This is a genomic window from Microbacterium sp. 13-71-7 (assembly GCF_002257455.1).
GTDB lineage: Bacteria > Actinomycetota > Actinomycetes > Actinomycetales > Microbacteriaceae > Microbacterium.
On the sequence record NZ_NCKN01000049.1, the window covers coordinates 1 to 20,438 of the forward strand.

21 protein-coding genes are annotated in these 20,438 nt (G+C 71.4%); 14 read left to right on the forward strand and 7 right to left on the reverse strand.

Annotated elements, in window-relative coordinates; all coding sequences use genetic code 11:
• The first annotated feature begins 1 nt into the window (after position 1).
• The 3 genes from B7X32_RS06905 (at position 2) to B7X32_RS06915 (ending at position 2,717) form a co-directional block, all read left to right on the forward strand.
• Positions 2-1,003 (forward strand): D-alanine--D-alanine ligase family protein, encoded by a 1,002-nt coding sequence (locus B7X32_RS06905; protein ID WP_292717913.1) that lies wholly within the window; start codon positions 2-4, stop codon positions 1,001-1,003.
• 68 nt (positions 1,004-1,071) lie between these two features.
• Positions 1,072-1,995 carry a LysR family transcriptional regulator gene (locus tag B7X32_RS06910; RefSeq protein ID WP_292717914.1) on the forward strand — a complete coding sequence of 308 codons (924 nt, stop codon included), beginning with the start codon at positions 1,072-1,074 and terminating at the stop codon, positions 1,993-1,995.
• A 131-nt stretch (positions 1,996-2,126) separates the two neighbouring features.
• The gene (locus tag B7X32_RS06915) at positions 2,127-2,717 is read left to right on the forward strand and encodes a hypothetical protein (RefSeq protein ID WP_292717916.1); all 591 of its coding nucleotides are present in this window, start codon (positions 2,127-2,129) and stop codon (positions 2,715-2,717) included.
• A gap of 29 nt (positions 2,718-2,746) precedes the next feature.
• Here the strand turns inward: B7X32_RS06915 and B7X32_RS06920 are convergent, their stop codons facing one another.
• A complete protein-coding gene (locus tag B7X32_RS06920) occupies positions 2,747-3,277 on the reverse strand; it encodes a DUF3515 domain-containing protein (protein WP_292717918.1) in 531 nt (176 codons plus the stop codon).
• Between the two features lie 23 nt (positions 3,278-3,300).
• Between B7X32_RS06920 and thiL the strand changes: the two genes are divergently transcribed.
• Entirely contained in the window at positions 3,301-4,335 is a 1,035-nt protein-coding gene (gene thiL / locus B7X32_RS06925; protein WP_292717920.1) for a thiamine-phosphate kinase, read from the forward strand.
• Positions 4,336-4,338: 3 nt separating this feature from the next.
• On the opposite strand, the gene rsmD is transcribed toward thiL, so the two are convergent.
• A complete protein-coding gene (rsmD, locus tag B7X32_RS06930) occupies positions 4,339-4,914 on the reverse strand; it encodes a 16S rRNA (guanine(966)-N(2))-methyltransferase RsmD (protein ID WP_292717922.1) in 576 nt (191 codons plus the stop codon).
• Positions 4,915-5,061: 147 nt separating this feature from the next.
• On the opposite strand from rsmD, the gene B7X32_RS06935 reads away from it, so the two are divergent.
• The 8 genes from B7X32_RS06935 to B7X32_RS06970 all read left to right on the forward strand — a co-directional run bounded on the left by B7X32_RS06935 (position 5,062) and on the right by B7X32_RS06970 (position 11,792).
• Positions 5,062-5,832 (forward strand): alpha/beta fold hydrolase, encoded by a 771-nt coding sequence (locus B7X32_RS06935; RefSeq protein WP_292717950.1) that lies wholly within the window; start codon positions 5,062-5,064, stop codon positions 5,830-5,832.
• Between the two features lie 56 nt (positions 5,833-5,888).
• Positions 5,889-8,066 carry an ATP-dependent DNA helicase RecG gene (locus B7X32_RS06940; RefSeq protein WP_292717924.1) on the forward strand — a complete coding sequence of 726 codons (2,178 nt, stop codon included), beginning with the start codon at positions 5,889-5,891 and terminating at the stop codon, positions 8,064-8,066.
• A gap of 90 nt (positions 8,067-8,156) precedes the next feature.
• Entirely contained in the window at positions 8,157-8,654 is a 498-nt protein-coding gene (coaD, locus tag B7X32_RS06945) for a pantetheine-phosphate adenylyltransferase (RefSeq protein WP_045273263.1), read from the forward strand.
• Between the two features lie 106 nt (positions 8,655-8,760).
• Complete coding sequence (locus tag B7X32_RS06950) at positions 8,761-9,228, forward strand: DUF177 domain-containing protein (RefSeq protein WP_292717952.1); 468 nt, start codon at positions 8,761-8,763, stop codon at positions 9,226-9,228.
• A gap of 32 nt (positions 9,229-9,260) precedes the next feature.
• Positions 9,261-9,470: a 50S ribosomal protein L32 gene (gene rpmF / locus B7X32_RS06955; RefSeq protein WP_013586329.1), complete on the forward strand. Its 210-nt coding sequence runs from the start codon at positions 9,261-9,263 to the stop codon at positions 9,468-9,470.
• Positions 9,471-9,484: 14 nt separating this feature from the next.
• Positions 9,485-10,177, forward strand: a complete 693-nt coding sequence (gene rnc / locus B7X32_RS06960) for a ribonuclease III (RefSeq protein WP_292717929.1) — start codon at positions 9,485-9,487, stop codon at positions 10,175-10,177.
• Positions 10,170-11,075 (forward strand): bifunctional DNA-formamidopyrimidine glycosylase/DNA-(apurinic or apyrimidinic site) lyase, encoded by a 906-nt coding sequence (gene mutM / locus B7X32_RS06965; RefSeq protein WP_292717931.1) that lies wholly within the window; start codon positions 10,170-10,172, stop codon positions 11,073-11,075. Before rnc ends, mutM begins: the two co-directional genes overlap by 8 nt.
• 57 nt (positions 11,076-11,132) lie before the next feature.
• Positions 11,133-11,792, forward strand: coding sequence for an HD domain-containing protein (locus B7X32_RS06970; RefSeq protein WP_292717933.1), 660 nt, complete (start codon positions 11,133-11,135; stop codon positions 11,790-11,792).
• Between the two features lie 53 nt (positions 11,793-11,845).
• Here the strand turns inward: B7X32_RS06970 and B7X32_RS06975 are convergent, their stop codons facing one another.
• Positions 11,846-12,307, reverse strand: coding sequence for a phage tail protein (locus B7X32_RS06975; protein ID WP_292717935.1), 462 nt, complete (start codon positions 12,305-12,307; stop codon positions 11,846-11,848).
• A gap of 131 nt (positions 12,308-12,438) precedes the next feature.
• Here B7X32_RS06975 and B7X32_RS06980 point away from each other — a divergent pair, with 131 nt between their 5' ends.
• Positions 12,439-13,077, forward strand: a complete 639-nt coding sequence (locus B7X32_RS06980) for an HAD-IA family hydrolase (protein ID WP_292717937.1) — start codon at positions 12,439-12,441, stop codon at positions 13,075-13,077.
• A 22-nt stretch (positions 13,078-13,099) separates the two neighbouring features.
• Here the strand turns inward: B7X32_RS06980 and B7X32_RS06985 are convergent, their stop codons facing one another.
• From B7X32_RS06985 to B7X32_RS07000, 4 genes are all read right to left on the reverse strand, one after another.
• On the reverse strand, positions 13,100-14,416 hold the full coding sequence (locus B7X32_RS06985) for a permease (protein ID WP_292717939.1): 1,317 nt from the start codon (positions 14,414-14,416) through the stop codon (positions 13,100-13,102).
• Positions 14,413-15,108 carry an ABC transporter ATP-binding protein gene (locus B7X32_RS06990; protein WP_292717941.1) on the reverse strand — a complete coding sequence of 232 codons (696 nt, stop codon included), beginning with the start codon at positions 15,106-15,108 and terminating at the stop codon, positions 14,413-14,415. Before B7X32_RS06990 ends, B7X32_RS06985 begins: the two co-directional genes overlap by 4 nt.
• Positions 15,109-15,206: 98 nt before the next feature.
• Entirely contained in the window at positions 15,207-16,316 is a 1,110-nt protein-coding gene (locus B7X32_RS06995) for a GNAT family N-acetyltransferase (RefSeq protein ID WP_292717943.1), read from the reverse strand.
• Positions 16,316-16,582, reverse strand: coding sequence for a hypothetical protein (locus B7X32_RS07000; protein WP_292717946.1), 267 nt, complete (start codon positions 16,580-16,582; stop codon positions 16,316-16,318). Before B7X32_RS07000 ends, B7X32_RS06995 begins: the two co-directional genes overlap by 1 nt.
• Positions 16,583-17,108: 526 nt before the next feature.
• On the opposite strand from B7X32_RS07000, the gene smc reads away from it, so the two are divergent.
• Positions 17,109-20,438 (forward strand): chromosome segregation protein SMC (gene smc / locus B7X32_RS07005; protein WP_292717948.1); only part of this gene is annotated, 3,330 nt, incomplete at its 3' end.

Sequence of the window (20,438 nt, forward strand, 5' to 3'; positions counted from 1 at the left end):
GCTGCGCGCCCTTGACCGGGAGCGCTATGACGTCATCCCCGTGGGGATCACCCGCGAGGGCGCGTTCGTCCTCGAGGACGACGAGCCGGAGAAGTTCCCGCTCGACGCCGCGCACCTGCCCGAGGTCGCCGACAACGGCACCCGGATCCAGTGGCCCGAGCCCGGGGGGATCCGCACGCTGCGCGTGACCCGCGCCGACGGCTCCGTCGACGACCTCGGCGCGATCGACGTGGTGCTGCCGCTGCTGCACGGACCGCACGGCGAGGACGGCACGCTCCAGGGCTACTTCGACACGCTCGAGGTGCCGTACGCCGGCGGCGGGGTCCTGGACTCCGCGCTGTGCATGGACAAGCACTTCATGAAGGTCGCGCTGCAGGCCGCCGGCATCGCCGTGGCGCCCTGGATCACCGTGCGCGCGCGGCAGTGGGCGCAGGACCCCGCGGGCGTGCGCGCCGCCGCGGAGGTGCTCGGGTCGCCGCTGTTCGTCAAGCCGGCCCGCGCCGGGTCCAGCGTCGGCGTGTCCAAGGTGACCGATCCCGCCGAGTTCGACGAGGCGATGCGCATCGCCCTCGCCGAGGACGACAAGGTGCTCGTGGAGACCGGCGTCGTCGGCCGCGAGATCGAGGTCGCGATCCTCGAAGGCGTCGAAGGGCCGCGCGCCTCGGTGCCGGGGGAGATCGTGCTGACCTCGCGGGGCTTCTACGACTTCGAGGGCAAGTATCTCGGCGGCGACGGGGTGGACGTGGTCTGCCCGGCCGAGCTCTCCGACACCGAGATCGCGGCGATCCAGCAGGCAGGGGTCGAGGCGTTCGAGGCGGTCGACGGGCGCGGGCTCGCGCGGGTCGACATGTTCCTCACCGCCGACGGGACGCTCGTGGTGAACGAGCTGAACACGATGCCCGGCTTCACGCCGATCTCGATGTTCCCGAAGTGCTGGATCGCGTCGGGGCTCAGCTACCGCGACCTCATCACGGAGCTGATCGAGGCCGGGCTGCGCCGCTAGTCCGACGTCTTGCGAGTCGACTCCCGACGGGGCATCCTGGCGCTCTGACCGCGCGAGGGGAGGACACGATGGACCTCATCGCGGTGACCTCGTTCCTCGCCGTCGTCCGTCATCGGCACTTCGGACACGCGGCGACCGAACTCGGCGTGTCGATCTCCGCGGTCACCAAGCGGGTGCAGCGCCTGGAGGCGGAACTCGGAGTCCCGCTCCTCGAGCGGGACTCCGGAGGGGTCATCGGGATCACGGCCGCGGGGCGCCGGTTCCTCCAGTTCGCCCCGCGGGTGCTGGAAGCCGCGCAGGCCGCGCAGCTCGCCGCCGTCGCCGAGCCGGCCGAGCGACTGCGCGTCGCCTTTCCCGCGGGGGTGGACGCGGTGGCCCCGCTCATGCCTGCCGCGCTCGCGACGCTCGAGCTCGCTCTCTCCCATGCCCACCCCGGCGTCGGCGTCGTCCTGGTGCCGACCCTGTTCGAGCGCCTGGATGCCGATCTGACGGCGGGTGCCGTGGACGCGGTGCTCACGTTCGGCGCGTCGGACTCGGAAGAGGTGGTCTCGACGCGGCTCGGCGAGCTGAAGCGCGTCGGTCTCATCCCGACCGGGCACCCGTACACCTATCGGCGCAGCGTGCCGGTGGCGGAGTTCGCCCGGCAGCCGTTGCTGTACGCGCCGGACCTGCCTGCGAGCTACATGGATCCGTTCGTCCTCGCCGACGTCCGGCCGCTCGCGGAGGCGTCGCTGGTCCGCCTGCCCGCATCGCGGACCTCCGATGTCGCAGGACAGCTGCTCACGGGGCCGGGGATCACAGTGATCCCGGCGGCCCTCGCCGCGGCTCTTCCGCCCGCCTTGAAGTGGGTCGAGCTCGAGGGCGTGCCATCGTGCTGGTACTACATGCACCATCGCTCATCCGACTCCCGGCCGGAGCTCCTCGCCATGGTGACGCTGTTCGCGGAGTTCACCGAGACGATCACCCGCGCCGCTCGCCCCGCGGGACGCTGATCCGGCCGCTTCCGTCACGACCGTTTCCGCGAAGGCAACAACCCGGTCTCCGGATCTGCGGCCTGATAGACCATCACCGTGGCCCCGCGGCATCGGAGTATGCGGCGGGATCCCTCGGCGAAGGAGCGATCATGGACGCGACCACCGCAGGGCGGGCGATGCCGATCCTCGTCGGCGCCGTCGGAGGGCTGGCCTGGGCCGCGTCGATGCGCGGCATGATGGCGCAGCTTGCGGGAGCCGATTCGACCTTCCACTGGCTCGGCACCTTCGGCTTCATCTTGATCCCCGGAACCGCGATGGGCGCGCTGTTCGGATGGGCGTTCGCGCGGCGGATCGCCGGTCGCCCGCGCGGCGCCGCCTGGCTGACCCTCGCCCCGTTCGCGATGGCCGCGGATCCGGCGACCCTGCCGCTGCTGGCCGCCTTCATCGGCGCCGGCTTCCTGTTCTCACATCGAAGCCGGCGCTGGGTGCGGCTGCTCGCGGGCATCCCTTCGCTGCTCATGCTGGCCGCAGTGCCGATCGGGGTGGCGCTCATCTCGGACATCTCGACACCGCACGGCGCATGGCTGACGGTTCAGATCGGCGCTCTGCTCTGGGTGCCCGCGCTCGCTGAGATCGTCCTGCAGAGCACGCGAGGCGACGGGGCGGCCCGGGTGGCAGCCCCGCAACCGTTGCCCGGGAAGGACCGGCGCGCCGCCGGACAGCAGGCCGAGGCGGCCTGAGCGGGGCTCATCCGTCGAAGCGGAGGGCGTCAGCCGCCCGTGGCGGGCGACGGCGTCGGCGTCGCGTCCGCCCCTGGCCGCTCGGTGCAGGCGTGCGTGGCGGGGATCGTCGCGATCGCCGCGGCGAGGCTCTTGTTGCCGATCACGTCGTTCGCGCTGACGCCCTTGTTCGGCTCGTCGGGCTTGCTGTTGACGTAGAGCTGCACGGCGGGCTTGCGACCGTACGTGGTGAGCGTCAGGTAGGGGCTCTTCGAGTCGTCCACGAGCCAATCGATGCCCTGCAGGGAGATGCACTGCAGAGTGCTCGTGGGCTCCGCCTCGGGCAGCCCGCAGGTGAGCAGCACGACGGAGGGATCGCCCCAGGCCGCCGTCGCCTGCGCGTCGGTCCAGCGCCGCTCGTGCCCGTCGATCGCGGGCACGTTCGTGAGCCGCACGGTCACGTCGGCGCAACGAGGGTCGTTCGCGTCATCCGCGGCGTTCAGGTGCACGGTCGAGCTGCACCCGGCCAGCAGCCCCGCGGCGAGCACGAGGACGGTGGCGACGGCGAGACGGCGGGGCATCCCTCCAGGCTACCGTTGAGAGCATGGTGGACCTTTCAGCTCCGGGATCCGATGCGACCGCGGAGGCCCCGGGATCCGACGATCCGATGATCGGCGAGGTGAGCGAGGGTCGCGTGCTGCGCACGATCCTGACCCGCACGCCCGCGGGGCGCGACGCGCTGCTCGGGCCCGGTGACGACGCCGCCGTGGTCGCGGCGCCCTCCGGATCCGTCGTGGCGACCACCGACACGCTCGTGGAAGGCCCCGACTTCCGTGCGGCGTGGTCGAGCGGCTACGACCTGGGCTGGAAGGCGGCGGCGGTCAACCTCGCCGACATCGCGGCCATGGGCGCCCGTCCCACCGCGCTGCTGGTCGCGCTCGCGGTGCCGAAGGACCGCCGGCTCTCCTTCATCGCGGCGCTGGCCGATGGCTTCCGCGACGCCTGTGCCGCCCTCGCCCCCGGCTGCGCCGTCGTCGGCGGCGACCTGACCGTGTCGGCGACCCTGATGATCGCGGTCACCGCGCTCGGCGACCTCGAAGGCCGCTCGGCCGTCACCCGCTCCGGCGCCCGGGTCGGGGACGACATCGCGATCGCGGGGGAGATGGGCGTCGCGGGCCACGGGCTCTCCGTGCTGTTCCGGCGCTTCCACCACGACGGCGCGGCGGTTCCCGTCGACGCCGCGGAGCTCGGCGAAGGGGAGGCCGACGCGATCGCCGCGCAGCTGCGGCCGACGCCGCCGATCGGACTCGGCCCGATGGCCGCGATCGCCGGAGCCACCGCGATGATGGACGTCTCCGACGGGCTGGCGCTGGATGCCGGCCGCATGGCGGAGGCCTCGGGGGTCACGATCGCCCTGGAGCGGTCCGCCCTCGGCGCGCACCCGCATCGCGCACTGGCCGGCGGCGAGGACCACGCCCTGCTCGCCGCGTTCCCCGCTGGAATGCTGCCGCCGGGCTTCCGCCGGATCGGATCCGTCGTCGCCGCGGTGCCGGGCGCCCCTGTGCTGTGCGATGGCGAGCCGGTCGGACCGCTGGGCTGGGACCCGTACCGGGATGCCGGCGCCGACGTCCGGCGCTGACGGTCAGGGAGCGGTCGGCTCCGCCCACCACAGCGCGGTGTCGCCGTAGACCTTCTCCCGGAGGAGGCTGAGCCCGGCGGCGTCGAGATCCGGAGGCGTGGAGCGCTTGGCGCGCTCGATCACGACGACGGCGTCGGGGGAGAGCAGCGGAGCGAGCGCCACCAGGTCGGCCGTCATGTCGGCGTCGGACAGATCGTAGGGCGGATCCGTGAAGACGAGGTCGAACGGTCCTGCGGCACGGACGAGGTAGCCGTGCACGGAGGACTCCTGCACACTCGTCCTCCCGGCCGTGTCGCCTCCCAGCGCCTTCGCGACCGCCGCGGCGTTGCGTCGGACGACCGCCGCCGCCGCGCGCCCCCGTTCGACGAGCACGGCGCTGCGCGCGCCCCGACTGAGCGCCTCCAGGCCGAGGGCTCCGGATCCGGCGTAAAGGTCGAGCACGCGCGCATCGGCGATCGCGTCCATCGAGGAGAGCGCGCCGAACAGTGACTCGCGCACCCGATCGCTCGTGGGCCGCGTCCCCTGCCCCGGTACGTCCAGGCGGGTGCCGCCGGCCGCTCCGGCGATGATTCTCGTCACCCGTTCACCCTATTCGCCCCGGGATGCGACGACCCACCGCGGGCGCCGAGGCGACGCGCGACGTCACACGGGCAGGGGAAGCGCCCGCCCTGCGCGGAGCAGGGCCAAGATGGAGGAGTGGCCGAACCCCTTGCAGCACTGATCAGCATGCCCCGCCCGCAGATCATCGAGGCGGGTGAGGGCGTCGGGCTCGCGACCTACACCTGGGGCGACCCGGACGCGCCCGTCGTGCTGCTCGTGCACGGGTTCGCCTCCAGCACGCGCGATAACTGGGTGCTCACCGGCTGGGCGCGCGCCCTGGAGCGCGCCGGATACCGGGTGCTGGGCATCGACCAGCGCGGCCACGGCGCGAGCGAGAAGCCGCACCAGCCCGAGCAGTACCTGATGCGCACCCTCGCGGGCGACATCGAGCAGGTGCTCGACACCTACCTCGTCGACGAGGTCTTCTATGTCGGCTATTCGCTGGGCGCGCGCGTCGGCTGGGAGGTCCTGCGCGATCTCGGCAACCGCATCCCGCGCGCCGTGCTCGGCGGCATCCCGGACGGGCGCCCGCTGGAACGGCTCGACGTCGGCGAGGTGCGCGCGTACCTGGCCGAGGGGGCGCCGGTCACCGATCCCGCCACGAAGGACTACATCGCTCTGACCGAGCGCGTGCCGGGCAACGATCTCGACGTGATGCTCGCGCTCGCGCTCGGCATGCGCGGGGAGGCGCGCACGATCGATCCGGATCCGGCGACGGCGCCCGCCCAGCCGATCCTCTTCGCGACCGGATCCGAGGACCCCATCATCGACGGTTCCCGCCGCCTGGCGGACGCCTCGCCGCAGGGATCGTTCTTCGAGATCCCCGGCCGGCATCACTTCAACGCACCGGGGTCGAAGGCGTTCCGCGATGCGGCGCTGGAGTTCCTCGGGAGCTGAGCCGGTCCAGCCGCCGGCGGCGCGCGCTGTCCGGGGCCCGTTCTAGACTTCTGAGCATGCCGCTCCGCCTCGATTCGCCGCTCGCCGTCGCGGTCGGCGACGGGAACGCGAAGGCGCTGCAGAAGGCCTTCGGCATGAGCACGGTGTGGGATCTGCTCTCGCACTACCCGCGCCGCTACGCCAACCGCGGCGAGCTCACGCCGATCCTCGACCTCCCGAAGGGCGAGACGGTCACGATCGTGGCCGAGGTGATGGCGGTGACCGTGCGCGACATGAAGAACCGTCGCGGCGCGATGATGACGGTCGACATCGGCGACGGCGTCGGCCGCATGGTGCTGACGTTCTTCGCCAAGTACCGCGGCCAGCTCGAATGGCGCGAGAAGGAGCTGCGGATCGGACGGCGCGGCGTGTTCACCGGCAAGGTCGGCGACTATCGCGGCGTCACTCAGTTCGCGCACCCGCAGTACGAGATGTTCGACGACGAGCTGCGCGCGCGCACCCAGGCCGACGTCCTCGTGACCACGCCGCTGCCCATATACCCGGCCACGGCGGCGCTCACCACGTGGCAGATCGAGAAGATGGTCGGCACGGTCCTGGACGATCTCGGCCCCGTGCCGGAGCCGCTTCCCGACGAGGTGCGGCGCGAGGAGGGCCTGCTCGACGCCCGCGTCGCGCTCGAGCGGATCCACCGCCCCAGCACCAAGGACGAGATCGCGCCGGCGATCCGCACGCTGCGCATGCATGAGGCGCTCACGCTGCAGACCGCCCTCATGCAGCAGCGCTACCTCGTGCGCATGCTCGACGCCACCGCGCGGCCGGCGAAGCCCGGCGGGCTGCTGGAGCGCTTCGACGCCGCGCTGCCGTTCGAGCTCACGCCCGATCAGGAGGCGGTGGGGGAGACGATCGCCGCCGACCTCATCGGCGGTGCGCCCATGAACCGGCTCGTGCAGGGCGAGGTCGGATCCGGCAAGACGCTGGTCGCGCTGCGCGCCATGCTGCAGGTCGCCGAGTCGGGCGGCCAGTCGGCGCTGATCGCACCGACCGAGGTGCTCGCCGGGCAGCATCTGCGCTCGATCACCAAGATGCTGGGGCCGAAGCTCGCGCCGCTCGTGATGCCGACGCTGCTCACGGGGCAGATGTCCGCGCCGGAGCGCCGCAAGGCGGCTCTGAGGGTCGCGGCGGGCCAGGCCCTCATCGTCGTGGGAACGCACGCGCTGCTGGGGGAGAAGACGACCTTCGCCGACCTCGGCCTCGTCGTCGTCGACGAGCAGCACCGGTTCGGCGTGGAGCAGCGCGAGGCCCTGCGCGCCAAGGGGACCAGCCCGCACGCGCTCGTGCTCACGGCGACTCCGATCCCTCGCACGGTCGCGATGACGGTGTTCGGCGACCTCGACACCTCGGTGATCCGCACGATGCCCCGCGGGCGCGCGGGCATCGAGACCTTCGTCGCCCCGCTCGCCGACCACCCGGGCTGGTTCGCCCGCGTGTGGGAACGGGCCGCGGAGGAGATCGAGAAGGGCCGCCAGGTGTTCGCCGTGTGCGCGGCGATCGACACCGACGACGGCGCGGAAGAGGCGGATCAGGAGCACTTCGCGGACGAGGAGGAGGAGAGCCGCGGTCCGCGCTGGGGAGTGGTGCAGTTGCTGGCCGCCCTCGCGACGCATCCGAAGCTGGGCACGGTGCGCATCGCCGGTCTGCACGGACGCATGGCCGCGGACGAGAAGGACGCGATCATGCAGTCCTTCGCCCGGGGGGAGATCGACCTCCTCGTCGCGACGACCGTGATCGAGGTCGGCGTCGACGTGCCGAACGCCTCGACCATGATCGTGCTGGAGGCCGATCGTTTCGGCGTCTCCCAGCTGCACCAGCTGCGTGGCCGCATCGGCCGCGGCGGCGTTCCCGGACTGTGCCTGCTGGTCACCGAGGCCGAGCAGGGGACGCCGGCCCGCGACCGGGTCGATGCCGTGGCCGCGACGCTCGACGGATTCGTGCTCGCCGAGGTCGACCTCGACCTGCGCGGTGAGGGCGATGTGCTCGGTGCTCGCCAGTCCGGGGCGAAGTCGTCGCTGAAGCTGCTGCGGGTCATCAAGGACTCGGATCTGATCGCGCAGGCCCGCGCGATCGCCGAGGAGATCATCGAGGCGGATCCGGCGCTGCAGCAGCACGAGGGGCTGCGCGAGGCGATGGCGCAACGGCTCAGCATCGACGATCGTGCGGCGCTCGCCAAGAACTGAGCACGCCGAGCGGAGGCCGCACGGCTGACGCAGAGATCCGCGCCGCTAGGGTGGAGGCATGCGATGCACTGAGCGACGTGAGGAGACGAAGTGAGCGCTCGGATCGCCGTCGTCCCCGGTTCCTTCGACCCGCCGACCCTCGGCCATCTGGATGTCATCCGGCGTGCCGCGGCCCTCTACGACGAGCTGCACGTGCTGGTGGTGCACAACCCGGACAAGCAGGCGATGCTTCCGGTGGCCCAGCGCCTCACGCTGCTGGAGGAATCGATCGCCGAGGCCGGCGTCGTCGGAACCGTCATCGTCGGATCCTGGAGCATGGGCCTCCTCGTCGACTACGCCAGAGACGTCAACGCCGGAGTGCTCGTCAAGGGCATCCGCTCGCAGGTCGACGTGGCGTACGAGTCGCCGATGGCGATCGTCAACCGCCACCTCGCCGACATCGAGACCGTGTTCCTGCTGCCGGATCCCGCGCACGCCCTCGTCTCCAGCTCGCTCGTGCGGCAGGTCGCGGCGCTGGGCGGCGATGTCTCCCCGTTCGTGCCGCCGGCGGTCGCTCGATTCCTCGACACCGGCTCGCGCGGCATCTGAGGACCGGCCTCCGTCCAGGTCGGCCCGGTAGACTGTCCCGGTGAAGACGCGACGTAATGGACCGTTCGTGCTGCCCGTGCGCGACATCGTTCGCCGACCGGGCGAGATGCGCGAGCACCGCATCACGATCCCTCTCAAGGAGCAGTGGGGCGAAGGCCTCGTCTCCGTCGAGAAGGGTGAGGAACTCGATCTCGACGTCCGGCTGGAGTCGGTGCACGAGGGCATCCTCGTGACCGGCGAGGTCGATTCGACGTACCGCGGAGAGTGCGGGCGATGCCTGAATCCGATCGAAGAGCCTGTCGAAGTCGAGTTTCAGGAGCTTTTCGCGTACCCTGGAGAGGAAGCGAACGACTTCGAGGTTCAAGACGACCACGTGGATCTTGAAACTCTGGTCAGGGACGCGGTGGTTTTGGCGCTCCCGTTTCAGCCGGTGTGTCAGCCGGATTGCCCTGGACTCGACCCCGAGACCGGTGAGCGGCTGACCAGAAGCGCCGGGAAAGAGCAGGACGCTCCCGTCGATCCTCGGTGGGCCGCGCTCCAGCAGATCACAGACCACGGAAACGCAGCGGAATAGCTGCGCGCCCAGAACACAGAAGGTAAGCAACCATGGCCGGTAACCCCCCGAAGCGCAAGGTCTCCCGTTCGAACACCCGCTCGCGTCGCGCGCAGTGGAAGGCGGAGGCTCCTGCCCTCGTCAAGACCATCGAGAACGGCAAGGTCGTCTACAGCCGCCCCCACCAGGCGAAGGTCGTCACCGACTCGCAGGGCACCGAGCTGTTCCTCGAGTACAAGGGCCGCAAGGTCGCCGACGTCTGATCGATCCGTCGATCATGGCAGAAGTCCCCGTAGGGACGCGCCCGCTTTCTGAGCAGCTCGGGGTCGACATCGACCCCGAGCTGCTTCAGCTTGCGCTCACGCATCGTTCGTACGCATATGAGAACGGCGCCATCCCGCACAACGAGCGTCTCGAGTTCCTCGGCGACTCCGTGCTCGGCCAGGCCGTGACGGTCATGCTCTACACGACGCTTCCCGACCTCGACGAGGGGTCTCTGGCGAAGCGGCGCGCGAGCGTGGTGTCCACGGTCGCCCTGGCCGAGGTCGCCCGTGGCATCGGCCTCGGCGCGCACATCTTGCTCGGAAACGGCGAGGAGCGCACCGGTGGTCGCGACAAGGACTCGATCCTTGCGGACACGATGGAAGCCGTCTTCGGCGCCACCTACCTGTCCGCAGGCCCGGAGGCGGCGACCGCCCTGGTGCTGCGTCTCATCGAGCCGCTCCTGGGCGATCCAGAGCGGTACGGCGCGGCGATGGATCCGAAGACCGCGCTGCAGGAGCTGTCCGCGCGACTCGGGCTCAGCGCGCCCGCGTACGAGGTGGTCTCGACGGGGCCCGATCACGACCGCCGCTTCACCGCGACCGTGACCGTGGGCGAACTCGCGACCACGGGCACCGGCACGAGCAAGAAGACGGCCGAGATGGCTGCGGCGCTGGCCGCCTGGCACGCGCTCAGCGACCGTGCCTGAGCTGCCCGAGGTCGAGGTCGTCCGTTCCGGTCTCGCTCCGGCGATGACCGGCGCGCGCATCCTCTCGGTGGACGTGCACGACGAACGGGCGCTCACCCGGCACGCGGCGGGGGCCGCCGACTTCGTCGCGCGGCTCGAAGGATCTGAGGTCGCGACCGTGGCGCGCCGCGGCAAGTTCCTCTGGATGCCGCTCGCGACAGCGGGGGTCGAAGGACGTTCCGCGATCGTCGGGCATCTCGGCATGTCCGGACAGCTGCTGCTGCGCCGCCCCGATGCCGCGGCCGAGCGGCACGAGCGGATCCGGCTGTTCGTCGAGCATCCGCAGCACGGCGAGCTCGCTGTCGTCTTCGCCGATCAGCGCACGTTCGGATCCCTCGCCGTGGATGCCCTCGTGCCGACCGCCGATGCACGCGCCGCGGGATGGGGGAGCGCAGAGCCGCTCATTCCTTCGCAGGTCTCCCACATCGCTCGGGATCCCATGGACGAGGCGTTCCGGGACGGCGTGTTCCGCGCAGCGCTGCGCACGCGATCGAGCGCCATCAAGCGCGTACTGCTGGACCAGAGCCTGATCAGCGGCGTCGGCAACATCTACGCCGACGAGTCGCTCTGGGCGGCGCGGATCCACCCCGAGACTCCGGCGTCCGCGCTGTCGACCGTGGCGGTGAACCGCCTGCTGGCCGAAGTGAGGGCGGTGCTGGAGAAGGCACTGGCCGAGGGCGGCACGAGCTTCGACGCGCAGTACGTCAACGTCAACGGCGAGGCCGGCTATTTCGCGCACTCCCTGAACGCCTACGGCCGCACGGGCCTGCCGTGCCCGCGCTGCGGCGGTCCGATCCGGCGCGACGCGTTCATGAACCGCTCGAGCCACTTCTGCCCGAGGTGTCAGCGGCGACGGTGATGCGCACGATGCCTCGCTCTACTCTGGTCAGGAGAGGCGGAGGGAGGCACGCGGACGATGACGCACGCGGACGACTCGCACTCGACGCGATCGATGGGGATCCACCCAGATCATCAGACCGGTGACGCGTTGCGCCGCATCGCTCGTCTCGCGACCGAGCCCTCGAAGGATCTGCGCAGGGAGGGGCTCATCTCGCGGGTTCCCGAACTGGCTGTGCTGGGTTCCGTGCCGCAGGATCCTCGGTGGCATCCCGAAGGCGACGTGCTGACGCACTCGCTGCTCGCCGCGGACGTTGCCGCGTCGCTGTGTGACGCCGCGCCCGGCCCGGTCGACCGCCGCGAGATCGTCGTCCTGGCCACGCTGTTCCACGACGTCGGGAAGCCCGCGACCACTCGGTCGGACGGTGACGCGGTGACATCGCACGGCCACGCGGAGCTCGGGGGAGAGATCGTCCTCCGGATGGGCACTCGCCTGGGCTGGCCCGTCCGGGAGACCGTGGCCATCGCGGCGCTGGTCCGCCACCACATGGCGCACGTGTCGGTTCAGGGTGATCCCACCCGCAAGGCTGTCGGCCGGCTGAGCAGGCGACTCGCGGATGCCGAGACCTCGCTCGCGGAGTGGTCGCTCGTGGTCACCGCGGACGGCGCGGCACGCGGATCGGCCTCGACCGGCTCCCGCGCCGAACCGTGGCTGCGTGTCGCCGCGGAACTGCGGTAGCCGACGCGTTCACGTCATCCGGGCAACGGCCCGGTCGGCGAAACCCCGATGACTCAGTGCTCGCCCTTGATGACGAAATAGGATCCGCGGATCTCGCCCGCGAGCTTCGAGCGCTGGCGTGCGAACTTGAAGGCCGACAGCTCCTCGGGGATCTCCATGCCGAGCGACAGCTTGAAGCCGACTGCACGCTTGCCTCCGTCGGCGAGCGTGTACATCACGTTGATCGCGAGGCCCGAGGCGTAGAAGACGTAGCCGAAGCGGATCCCGTCGGCCTCGAACCCGCTGACCTCGAGTGCGGGGCTCGCGATCACGATGTCACGCTCCTCGCGGAGGATGTCGGTCACCCACCGCAGCGTCTCCGGGTCCTCGTCCGGGGTGCTCACGGTGAACGGGGAGCCGTACTTGTTGGTGATGTAGCGCGCCTCGTTCGCGCGCAGACCGGCCAGCGCCTCGGCGATGGGCGAGGACTCGAGACCCGCGGTCGAGACGGTGACGAAGTCGACGATGCTGCTCATGAGTGCTCCTCGGGGACGATGACAGGACGGATCCATTCTGTGGCACATCCGCCTCTCCTGCATCCGAAGGCACGACGGCCCGGGGAGAGCTGCCCATCGTCATGCGGATCCGGGTCCTCTAGCGTCGAGGCATGACGCGGAACAAGCCCTGGATCCTGTTCGACATCGGCGGCGTGCTCGAGATCGTCGACGACGGCCCGTGGCAGGAGGAGCTCAAGAACCGCTGGGCGGCCCGCGCCGCCATGAGCCGCGCGGAGTACGACCTGGTGATCGCGGCGGCGGATCTTCCGCGCATCGATCTCGTGCAGGGCCGCGCCGAGGAATACTGGGACGGCTTCGCGCGCGCGCTGGACTTCACCCCCGACGAGATCGCGGAGGCGCGCGCGGAGCTATGGGACGCCTACTGCGGAGAGGCGAACACGATGCTGATCGACTACGCCCGCACGCTGCACGGTCGAGCCGGCGTCGCGATCCTGTCGAACTCGGCCGACGGGGCCCGCGAGGAGGAGGAGCGGCGCTACGGCTTCTCCTCGGTCTTCGACCCGATCTGCTACAGCCACGAGATCGGCGCGAACAAGCCGGATCCCGAGGCCTACGCCGCTGCCCTGGCCGCGATGCGCGCGGAGCCGGCGGACGTCTTCTTCATCGACGACCGGCGGCAGCAGATCGACGGCGCCGCCCGCCTCGGCATCCGCGGCATCGTGCACCGGGACAACGCGACGACGATCGCGGCCGTCGAGGACTTCCTGACGGCCGCGATCGGACAGTGACGTCTCGTCGCGGGAGACGCACTCAGCCGGCGAACGCGCGCATCAGCAGCGGTCTGGTGAGCCGAGTCGCGATCCACACCAGCGCGATGCCGACGGCCAGGACCGCGGCGATCGTCGCGATGGACAGCGGCGCCGTGATGAGCGCGATTCCGAGCAGCGGGAAGATGAGCACGGCCGCGCAGAGCGCGGATCCCAGTGCGGTGATCAGCAGCGGCGACATCACCGCGCGCCGTCGCGCGGAGTCCACGGTGCCCGCCGGAACCCCGAGGTAGTGCAGGCTGCGGTGCAGGTCGCGCTGGTCGAGGATGTCGGAGGCCTGTGTGACGGCCACGGAGCATCCGACCATGAGGAAGGACGCGACCAGCGTGATGATGAGACCGGTGCGCATGTCGGTGAGGAGCGCGAGATCCTGCGCCGAAGGGTCACCGGCGCTCATCACGTCCATGAGGGCGACACCGGTGCCGGCGAACACGGCCATGAAGCTCGCCATCGCCACACCGCTCACCTGACGCCAGGCTCCCTTCGCGTCGTCGAGAACGATGCGCGCGGCGAGCAGGCGCTCCGGGGTCTTCGCCCGGCGCAGCTGCATCCGCGCGCCGATCTTCAGCACCCAGGGGCCGATGAGGTTCAGGACGAGCAGGCCCACCCCGAAGATCGCGACCAGCGCGGTGATCATGGCGATCGCCCCGCCGATCCCCGGCACCACGAATCCGGCGACGAATCCGGCGGCGACCAGCACGACGGCGATGAGGGCGCGCAGCCAGTGCGGCGTCGGCGGGGTGGTCCTGGTGCGCACGCCGAGCGGCGAGATCACCACGCGACGCAGCCCGATCACCGCGCTCACGGTCGCGAGCAGCACGGTCCCGGCGGCGATGGCGGCCATGAGCCAGGGCGGCAGCAGCACGGCGGCGCCCAGGGACTGCCCGCGGAACGGGATGAGTCCCACGAGCGGCGCGAGACCGAGTGCCAGCACCACTCCGCCGAGCACTCCGGCGGCCGCGATCAGGGTCGACTCGACAACGGCGACGACGCCGACGCCGAAGCCGGTGACGCCGAGCAGACGCAGCGTCGACAGCCGCTCGTCCCGGCGCCGGGCCGACAGCCGCGCCGCGGCGCCGCCCAGTGCGGCGAGCGGAAGCACGAGCAGCACGAGCGCGACCGCCGCCAGGATCTGATAGGTCAGCGCGTAGTCGTCGGTCCATTGCCAGAACGCCTGGGCGCCGCCGACCACCGTCAGCACGAGGGCCGAGACGACGGCGAAGGCGACCATCGGGATCACCACGACCCCGGCAGATCCCGGGGCGGGACGCAGCAGCAGCCGCAGCGTCGCGGCGTTCACGCGGCGACCGCCGAGCCGAGCACGCGGCCGTCGCGGACGGCGATCGTCCGGGAGCAGCGCGCGGCGACCTGCGGGTCGTGCGTCACGACGACGAGTGTGCGGCCCTGCCCGGTGGTCGACCAGAGCAGGGCGTCCATGACCTCGGACGAGGTCGCGGAGTCCAGGGCGCCGGTCGGCTCGTCCGCGAACACGATGCTCGCGCCGGTCACCTGCGCGCGGGCGATCGCGACGCGCTGCGCCTGACCGCCGGAGAGCTCGCCGATCCGGCGGTCCTCCATGCCCTGCAGACCCAGTGCGCCGAGCCAGCCCGCCGCGCGCTGCGTCGCCTCCGCGCGCGGGATGCCGGTGATCATCGCGGCGAGCGCGACGTTCTCCACCGCCGTGAGCTCCGGCATCAGGAGCCCCTGCTGGAACACGAACCCGAAGGACTCACGACGCAGGCGCGACCGCGCGGACTCTCCCAGCGCGCTCACCTCGACCGGTGCGCCCACGGGCGGCGTGAACAGGACGCGCCCGCCGTCGGGCCGGGTGATCCCGGCGAGCACGTGCAGCAGGGTCGTCTTGCCGGATCCGGAGGCTCCCATGATGGCGACGGACTCCCCGGAGGCGATCCCGAGGTCGACGCCGGCGAGGGCGTGGGTGGATCCGAACGACTTGATCAGACCGTGGGCTTCGATGACTGCTGTGCTCATGCCTCCAGCCTTGTCGGCGGCGCCCGGCGGATCATCGGTCGCCGGAGTGAGGATCCGGGCCGGGCGCCATCCTCCGGGATGATCCTCTGGGCGACGGATCAGCTCAGAACCTTCTTCCAGGCGCCTCCGTAGGCGATCGGGACGAAGCCGAGCTGCTCGTTGATGGACAGCATCGGACGGTTCTCCTCGGCGTTGTAGGTGACCACGCGGGTCGAGCGCGGAAAGCGCTCGTGCCAGGCGAGCAGGCCGGCGGTCTTCACGAGCAGACCCAGCCGGTGACCGCGGTGGGCGGACAGCACGAGGGTGTCGTTCTGCTGCGTGACGCTGTCGTGCGCCCCCTTGAGGGAGAGCTCGTTGTACGCGCAGAGCTCGCCGGTGGCGATGTGCTCGGCGGCGGTCACCTGCACCGTGTGGCCCATGTCCAGCCAGCGGGTGTCCTGCTCGCGGACGCGATCCGCGTCCCAGGTCTCCTCCGGGGAGTCCATGGCGGCGTCAGGGGCATCCGTCGACATCCGGGACTTCATCCACGCATACCCGTCGAGGCGATCCTCTGGGGTCGGCAGCAGCCACTGCACGACGCGGTATCCGGATGCGGCCTCCTCGGCGGAGGTCCGCAGCGCCGACAGATGATGGTCGTCCTCGCCCCAGCGATATTCGCTGACGCGGTCCACCTGCTCCAGGGTCCAGCCCTGCGCGAGCAGGAAGCGCGCGGTGTGGTCGCGCGGAACGCTCCCGAAGCCCGTGGGAGGAACCAGCGCGGGGTCGTCCGACGGAAGATGCTCCGTCCAGACCTGCAGGGTGTGCACGCCCTCGGCGCGCGCGAGATCCTCCAGGTGCGCGGCGACGGCGGTGGCGATGCCGCGGCCCTGCTCCTCGGGGAGCACGTTGACGGCGGACACGGCCGTGTCGCCGTCTCCGTCGCGCAGGAGGTTCAGGATCGCGATGCCGATCGTGCGCTCCCCGATGAGGATCCGCCACTGGCGTCGGTGGGTGTAGGCGTCCGAGGTGAGCAGAGGCAGCAGCTCCTCCGGGGTGAAGCTGTCGTCATCGCGGCCGGATGCGGCTTCGAGGCAGCGATTGCGTACGTCCGCGTAGTCGCGGAAGGGGCCGGGCGCCCCCGCATCCGCCCGTGCCGGGAGCACGAGCGGATGCAGGGTCGCACCGGCGGGCAGGGAGATGAACGGGTCGTCGATCCGAGCGCCGGTCATCAGAGCACCTGCCGGGTAGGGTTCTGAGCCAGACGGCTCGCCTCGTACTGCTGGAGCAGCCGGAGGCGGTGGGTCTCGGCCAGCGCCGAGCGGGCCTGGTCCTGCGTCGCAGGCCGCGACCGCACGATCAGGTGCAGGGCGACGCGCAGGGCCACGCGCTGGGCGAACGACAGGTTGCGGAGCTCCTCCTCGCGGGGGAGCTGGATGGACAGGTCGCGCTCGGGAAGAGCGCGCTGCTTCGACTCGGTGGGAGGCGAAGCGTGCAATGCGGTATTCACGGTGATTCGCTTTCGTTGGTCGTGCCGGAAAGGCGGATTCGCTCCACGACGGGGTCGTCCGGTGGGACGCCGCGGCGTGTCACGGGTGAGGGGACCGATCCGGCGGAAGATGCCGGATCGTGCAGGCGATCGGGGGATCGGCGCGATCGGACGATCGAGACGATCTGATGATCGACACGGAGGACCGTGGATCGGATCGCGGACGCCCGAAGGCGTCAGGCCGGCCTCAGGCCGGGACGAGGGAGCGCGTCTGCTCTACGCGTCGAAGCGCGCGGAGACGCCGACGGAAGTCGCCGAAGACGCGTCGATCCCACGGAATGGGGTGAATGCGATGCGGTTGTTCATCATGTCGGCAACCTCCTTTCTCGGCTCGGGTTGTCACGCTAGCGGAGCTTCATAGAAGACGTCAAGCCGACACTCAGAAATCCCTGGACCTCGGGCGTTTCCCGCACGGCCGCGGGGGTCGCCGCGATAGCGTAGACGCCGTGAACTCCGCCGATCGCCGAGCGTGCCCATGCACCTGAAGAGCCTGACCCTCAAAGGGTTCAAGTCCTTCGCGCAGCCGACGACGTTCGCCTTCGAGCCGGGCGTTACCTGCATCGTCGGGCCGAACGGATCCGGCAAGTCGAACGTCGTGGACGCGCTCGCCTGGGTGATGGGGGAGCAGGGCGCCAAGACCCTTCGCGGCGGCAAGATGGAGGACGTCATCTTCGCCGGCACCTCGACGCGCGGTCCGCTCGGGCGCGCGGAGGTGCAGCTCACGATCGACAACAGCGACGGGGCCCTGCCGATCGAGTACGCCGAGGTGACGATCAGCCGCACGCTGTTCCGCAACGGATCCAGCGAGTACGCGATCAACGGCGAGGGGTGCCGACTGCTCGACGTGCAGGAGCTGCTCAGCGATTCGGGTCTGGGCCGTGAGATGCACGTCATCGTCGGCCAGGGTCGCCTCGACACCGTGCTGCAGGCCTCGCCGGAGGACCGCCGCGGCTTCATCGAGGAGGCCGCGGGGATCCTCAAGCACCGCCGCCGCAAGGAGAAGACCCTCCGCAAGCTCGACGCGATGGAGACCAACCTGACCCGGCTCAGCGACCTGGCCGGGGAGATCCGCCGGCAGCTGAAACCGCTCGGGCGCCAGGCCGAGATCGCCCGCGAGGCGCAGACCATCGCCGCCGTCGTGCGGGACGCCAAGGCGCGGATCTTCGCCGATGACGTCGTCACGCTGCGCACGGCGCTCGCCGACCACACCCGCAACGAGCACGAGCGCCACGCCGAGCGCGTCGTGCTGAGCGAGCAGGGCGACCGCGTCCGCGCCGAGATCACCCGGCTTGAGGCGCTGCAGAACTCCGCGGCCGTCGACGAGGCGAGGCGGGTCGCGTTCGGGCTGGAGCAGGTGCAGGAGCGCGTGCGCGGACTGTTCACGCTCGCCAACCAGCGGCTCGCGCTGCTCGGATCCGACGAGGACGACGCCGCGGTCACAGCGGTGACCGTGACACAGGCCACGATCGACGAGGCGAAGGACGAGGTCGAGGAGATCTCGTCGGGGATCGGCCGGGCGCAGGACGCGGCGCATGAGGCGACCCGCGAGGTCGCGAACGCACGCGCCGAGCTCGACGCGCTCGACGTCGACATCGCCGAGCAGAGTGCGCTGGTCTCCGCGCACGACATGCGGCTCACGACTCTGCGCGGGCAGGCCGAGGCCGCCGCGTCCGCCCTCGCCGCCGTCCGCGGCGCGGTGCTCCGCCAGGAGAATGCGCTGGAGGCCGCGCACGGACGTCGCCGCGAGGCCGCCGAGGCGCGCGAGCGGATCGAGGAGGGCGAGGCGCCGGAGGGCACCGCCGCCGAGCACGCCGAGGCGTACGAACGCGCGCAGGCCAGGGCCGTCTCCGCGGAGACCGCGCTCGGCGAACTGCGCGAGCGGCTGCACGCCGCCGAGCGGGAGTCCGAGGCGCTCACCGCGAAGGCCGCGGCCCTGGGAAGTGCGATCGCCGTCACGGGTGGCGCCGCGGAGATCGTCGCGGCCGGTCATGCCGGCGTGCGAGGGCTGGTCGGCGACGCCGTCCAGGTCAAGCCCGGGTACGAGGCCGCGATCGCGGCCGTGCTCGGTCCGCTCGTCGAGGGCGTGCTGGTGGACGACGCGGCCGCGGCGTTCGCGCTCGCAGGCGATGACGACACGGCAGGCGCGTACGACATCGTCATCGCGCAGGGTGCTTCGGCCGTCGTCTCAGATGCGGGGATCCGGGGCGCGACGCCCGCCGCGCAGGTCGTGACCGCGCCGGCCGGAGTGCTGGGCATCCTCTCGCACGTCGTGATCGTCGAGGATCTCGCCACGGCGCGTTCCGCGCACGCGGCGGCCGTCGCCGCCGCCGGCGTGCCGCTCACGATCGTCACCCGCTCCGGCGAAGTGCTGACCGCGCACACCCTGCACACGGGATCCGGCGGGGAGCGCTCCCGGCTCGAGCTCGTCGCCGAGCGCGACGCGGCCGTCGACCGTCTCGACGAGGTCCGCGTCGTCGTCGACTCGCTGCGCGAGGCGCGCGAGGACGCGACGGAGGCGCTCGAGACCGCGCGGCGGGCATCCCGCGACGCGCTGCGCACCCTGCGCGAGCACGACGCCGCGCTGGCCACGCACACCGAGCAGGTCAACCGCGTGACCGTGCAGCACGAGTCCGCGATCGCCGAGTGCGAGCGCCTCGAGTCGGGTCTCGTCCAGGCCCAGTCGGCCGTCACGGACGCGGAGGCGCACGCGGACGCCGCGAAGGACGCGCTCGCGGAGGCGGAGTCCGCGCCGCGCCCCGTCCTGGACGTCTCCGCACGCGACGGCCTGCTGGAGGCCCTGGAGGCCGCACGCGAGGCCGAGATCGAAGCGCGCCTCGGCGTCGAGACGATGCGCGAGCGCGTGCGGGCCGCCCAGACGAGGGTCGCCACGCTGGAACGCCAGCGCGAGCGTGAGCGCGAGGCCGCCGCGGAGGCCGCCCGTCGTGCGGTGATCCGACGAGCCCAGCGGGAGACCGCGTCCGGGGTCGCGACGGAGCTGCCGCGGATCCTGGATTCGATCGACCGCTCGGTGGCCGAGGCGCGACTCGCCCTGGCCGCCGCCGAGGCGGCGCGTTCGGCGCAGAACGAGGAGCTCGGTGAGCTGCGACGGCAGGACTCCTCGATCCGCGAGCGCCTCGCGGGCCTCACCGAGAGCGTGCACGGGCTCGAGCTGCAGATCCACGAGAAGAAGCTGCACCTGTCCAGCCTCCTCGAGCGCGTGCAGTCCGAGCTCGCGCTGGACGAGGACATCCTGGTCGCGGAATACGGCCCGGATCAGCTGGTTCCCCGTGATGTCGTCGTGGTCGCCGCGGAGCGGGACGACCTCGCGGAGGAGTCGGATGCCGAGGAGGCCGCGGCGGATCGGGAGCCCACGGGCATCCCGTTCGACCGCCGCATCCAGCAGCGCCGCCTGCAGGAGGCGGAGCGCAAGCTCGCCCAGCTCGGGCGGGTGAATCCGCTCGCGCTCGAGGAGTTCGCGGCGCTCGAGCAGCGGCATGCGTTCCTCACCGAGCAGCTCGCGGACCTCACCAAGACCCGCCAGGATCTGCTCACGATCATCGCCGAGCTCGACGAGCGGATGCAGACGATCTTCGCCTCCGCGTTCGAGGACACGCGCCAGGCGTTCGGCGAGGTGTTCCCTCTGCTCTTCCCCGGCGGCGCCGGCAGCATCTCGCTCACCAAGCCCGACGATCTGCTGAACACCGGCATCGAGGTCGCGGTGCGGCCGGTCGGCAAGAAGATCGAGCGCCTCTCGCTGCTGTCCGGTGGGGAGCGGTCGCTCGCGGCGGTCGCCCTGCTCGTCGCG

Excerpts from the sequence above, each read along its gene's own strand:
- B7X32_RS06910 (WP_292717914.1), top strand. The coding sequence starts at position 1,072 with ATGGACCTCATCGCGGTGACCTCGTTCCTCGCCGTCGTCCGTCATCGG.
- B7X32_RS06915 (WP_292717916.1), top strand. The coding sequence starts at position 2,127 with ATGGACGCGACCACCGCAGGGCGGGCGATGCCGATCCTCGTCGGCGCC.
- B7X32_RS06920 (WP_292717918.1), bottom strand. The coding sequence starts at position 3,277 with ATGCCCCGCCGTCTCGCCGTCGCCACCGTCCTCGTGCTCGCCGCGGGG.
- thiL (WP_292717920.1), top strand. The coding sequence starts at position 3,301 with ATGGTGGACCTTTCAGCTCCGGGATCCGATGCGACCGCGGAGGCCCCG.
- B7X32_RS06935 (WP_292717950.1), top strand. The coding sequence starts at position 5,062 with ATGCCCCGCCCGCAGATCATCGAGGCGGGTGAGGGCGTCGGGCTCGCG.
- B7X32_RS06940 (WP_292717924.1), top strand. The coding sequence starts at position 5,889 with ATGCCGCTCCGCCTCGATTCGCCGCTCGCCGTCGCGGTCGGCGACGGG.
- B7X32_RS06950 (WP_292717952.1), top strand. The coding sequence starts at position 8,761 with ATGCGCGAGCACCGCATCACGATCCCTCTCAAGGAGCAGTGGGGCGAA.
- rpmF (WP_013586329.1), top strand. The coding sequence starts at position 9,261 with ATGGCCGGTAACCCCCCGAAGCGCAAGGTCTCCCGTTCGAACACCCGC.
- rnc (WP_292717929.1), top strand. The coding sequence starts at position 9,485 with ATGGCAGAAGTCCCCGTAGGGACGCGCCCGCTTTCTGAGCAGCTCGGG.
- B7X32_RS06970 (WP_292717933.1), top strand. The coding sequence starts at position 11,133 with ATGACGCACGCGGACGACTCGCACTCGACGCGATCGATGGGGATCCAC.
- B7X32_RS06975 (WP_292717935.1), bottom strand. The coding sequence starts at position 12,307 with ATGAGCAGCATCGTCGACTTCGTCACCGTCTCGACCGCGGGTCTCGAG.
- B7X32_RS06980 (WP_292717937.1), top strand. The coding sequence starts at position 12,439 with ATGACGCGGAACAAGCCCTGGATCCTGTTCGACATCGGCGGCGTGCTC.
- B7X32_RS06990 (WP_292717941.1), bottom strand. The coding sequence starts at position 15,108 with ATGAGCACAGCAGTCATCGAAGCCCACGGTCTGATCAAGTCGTTCGGA.
- B7X32_RS06995 (WP_292717943.1), bottom strand. The coding sequence starts at position 16,316 with ATGACCGGCGCTCGGATCGACGACCCGTTCATCTCCCTGCCCGCCGGT.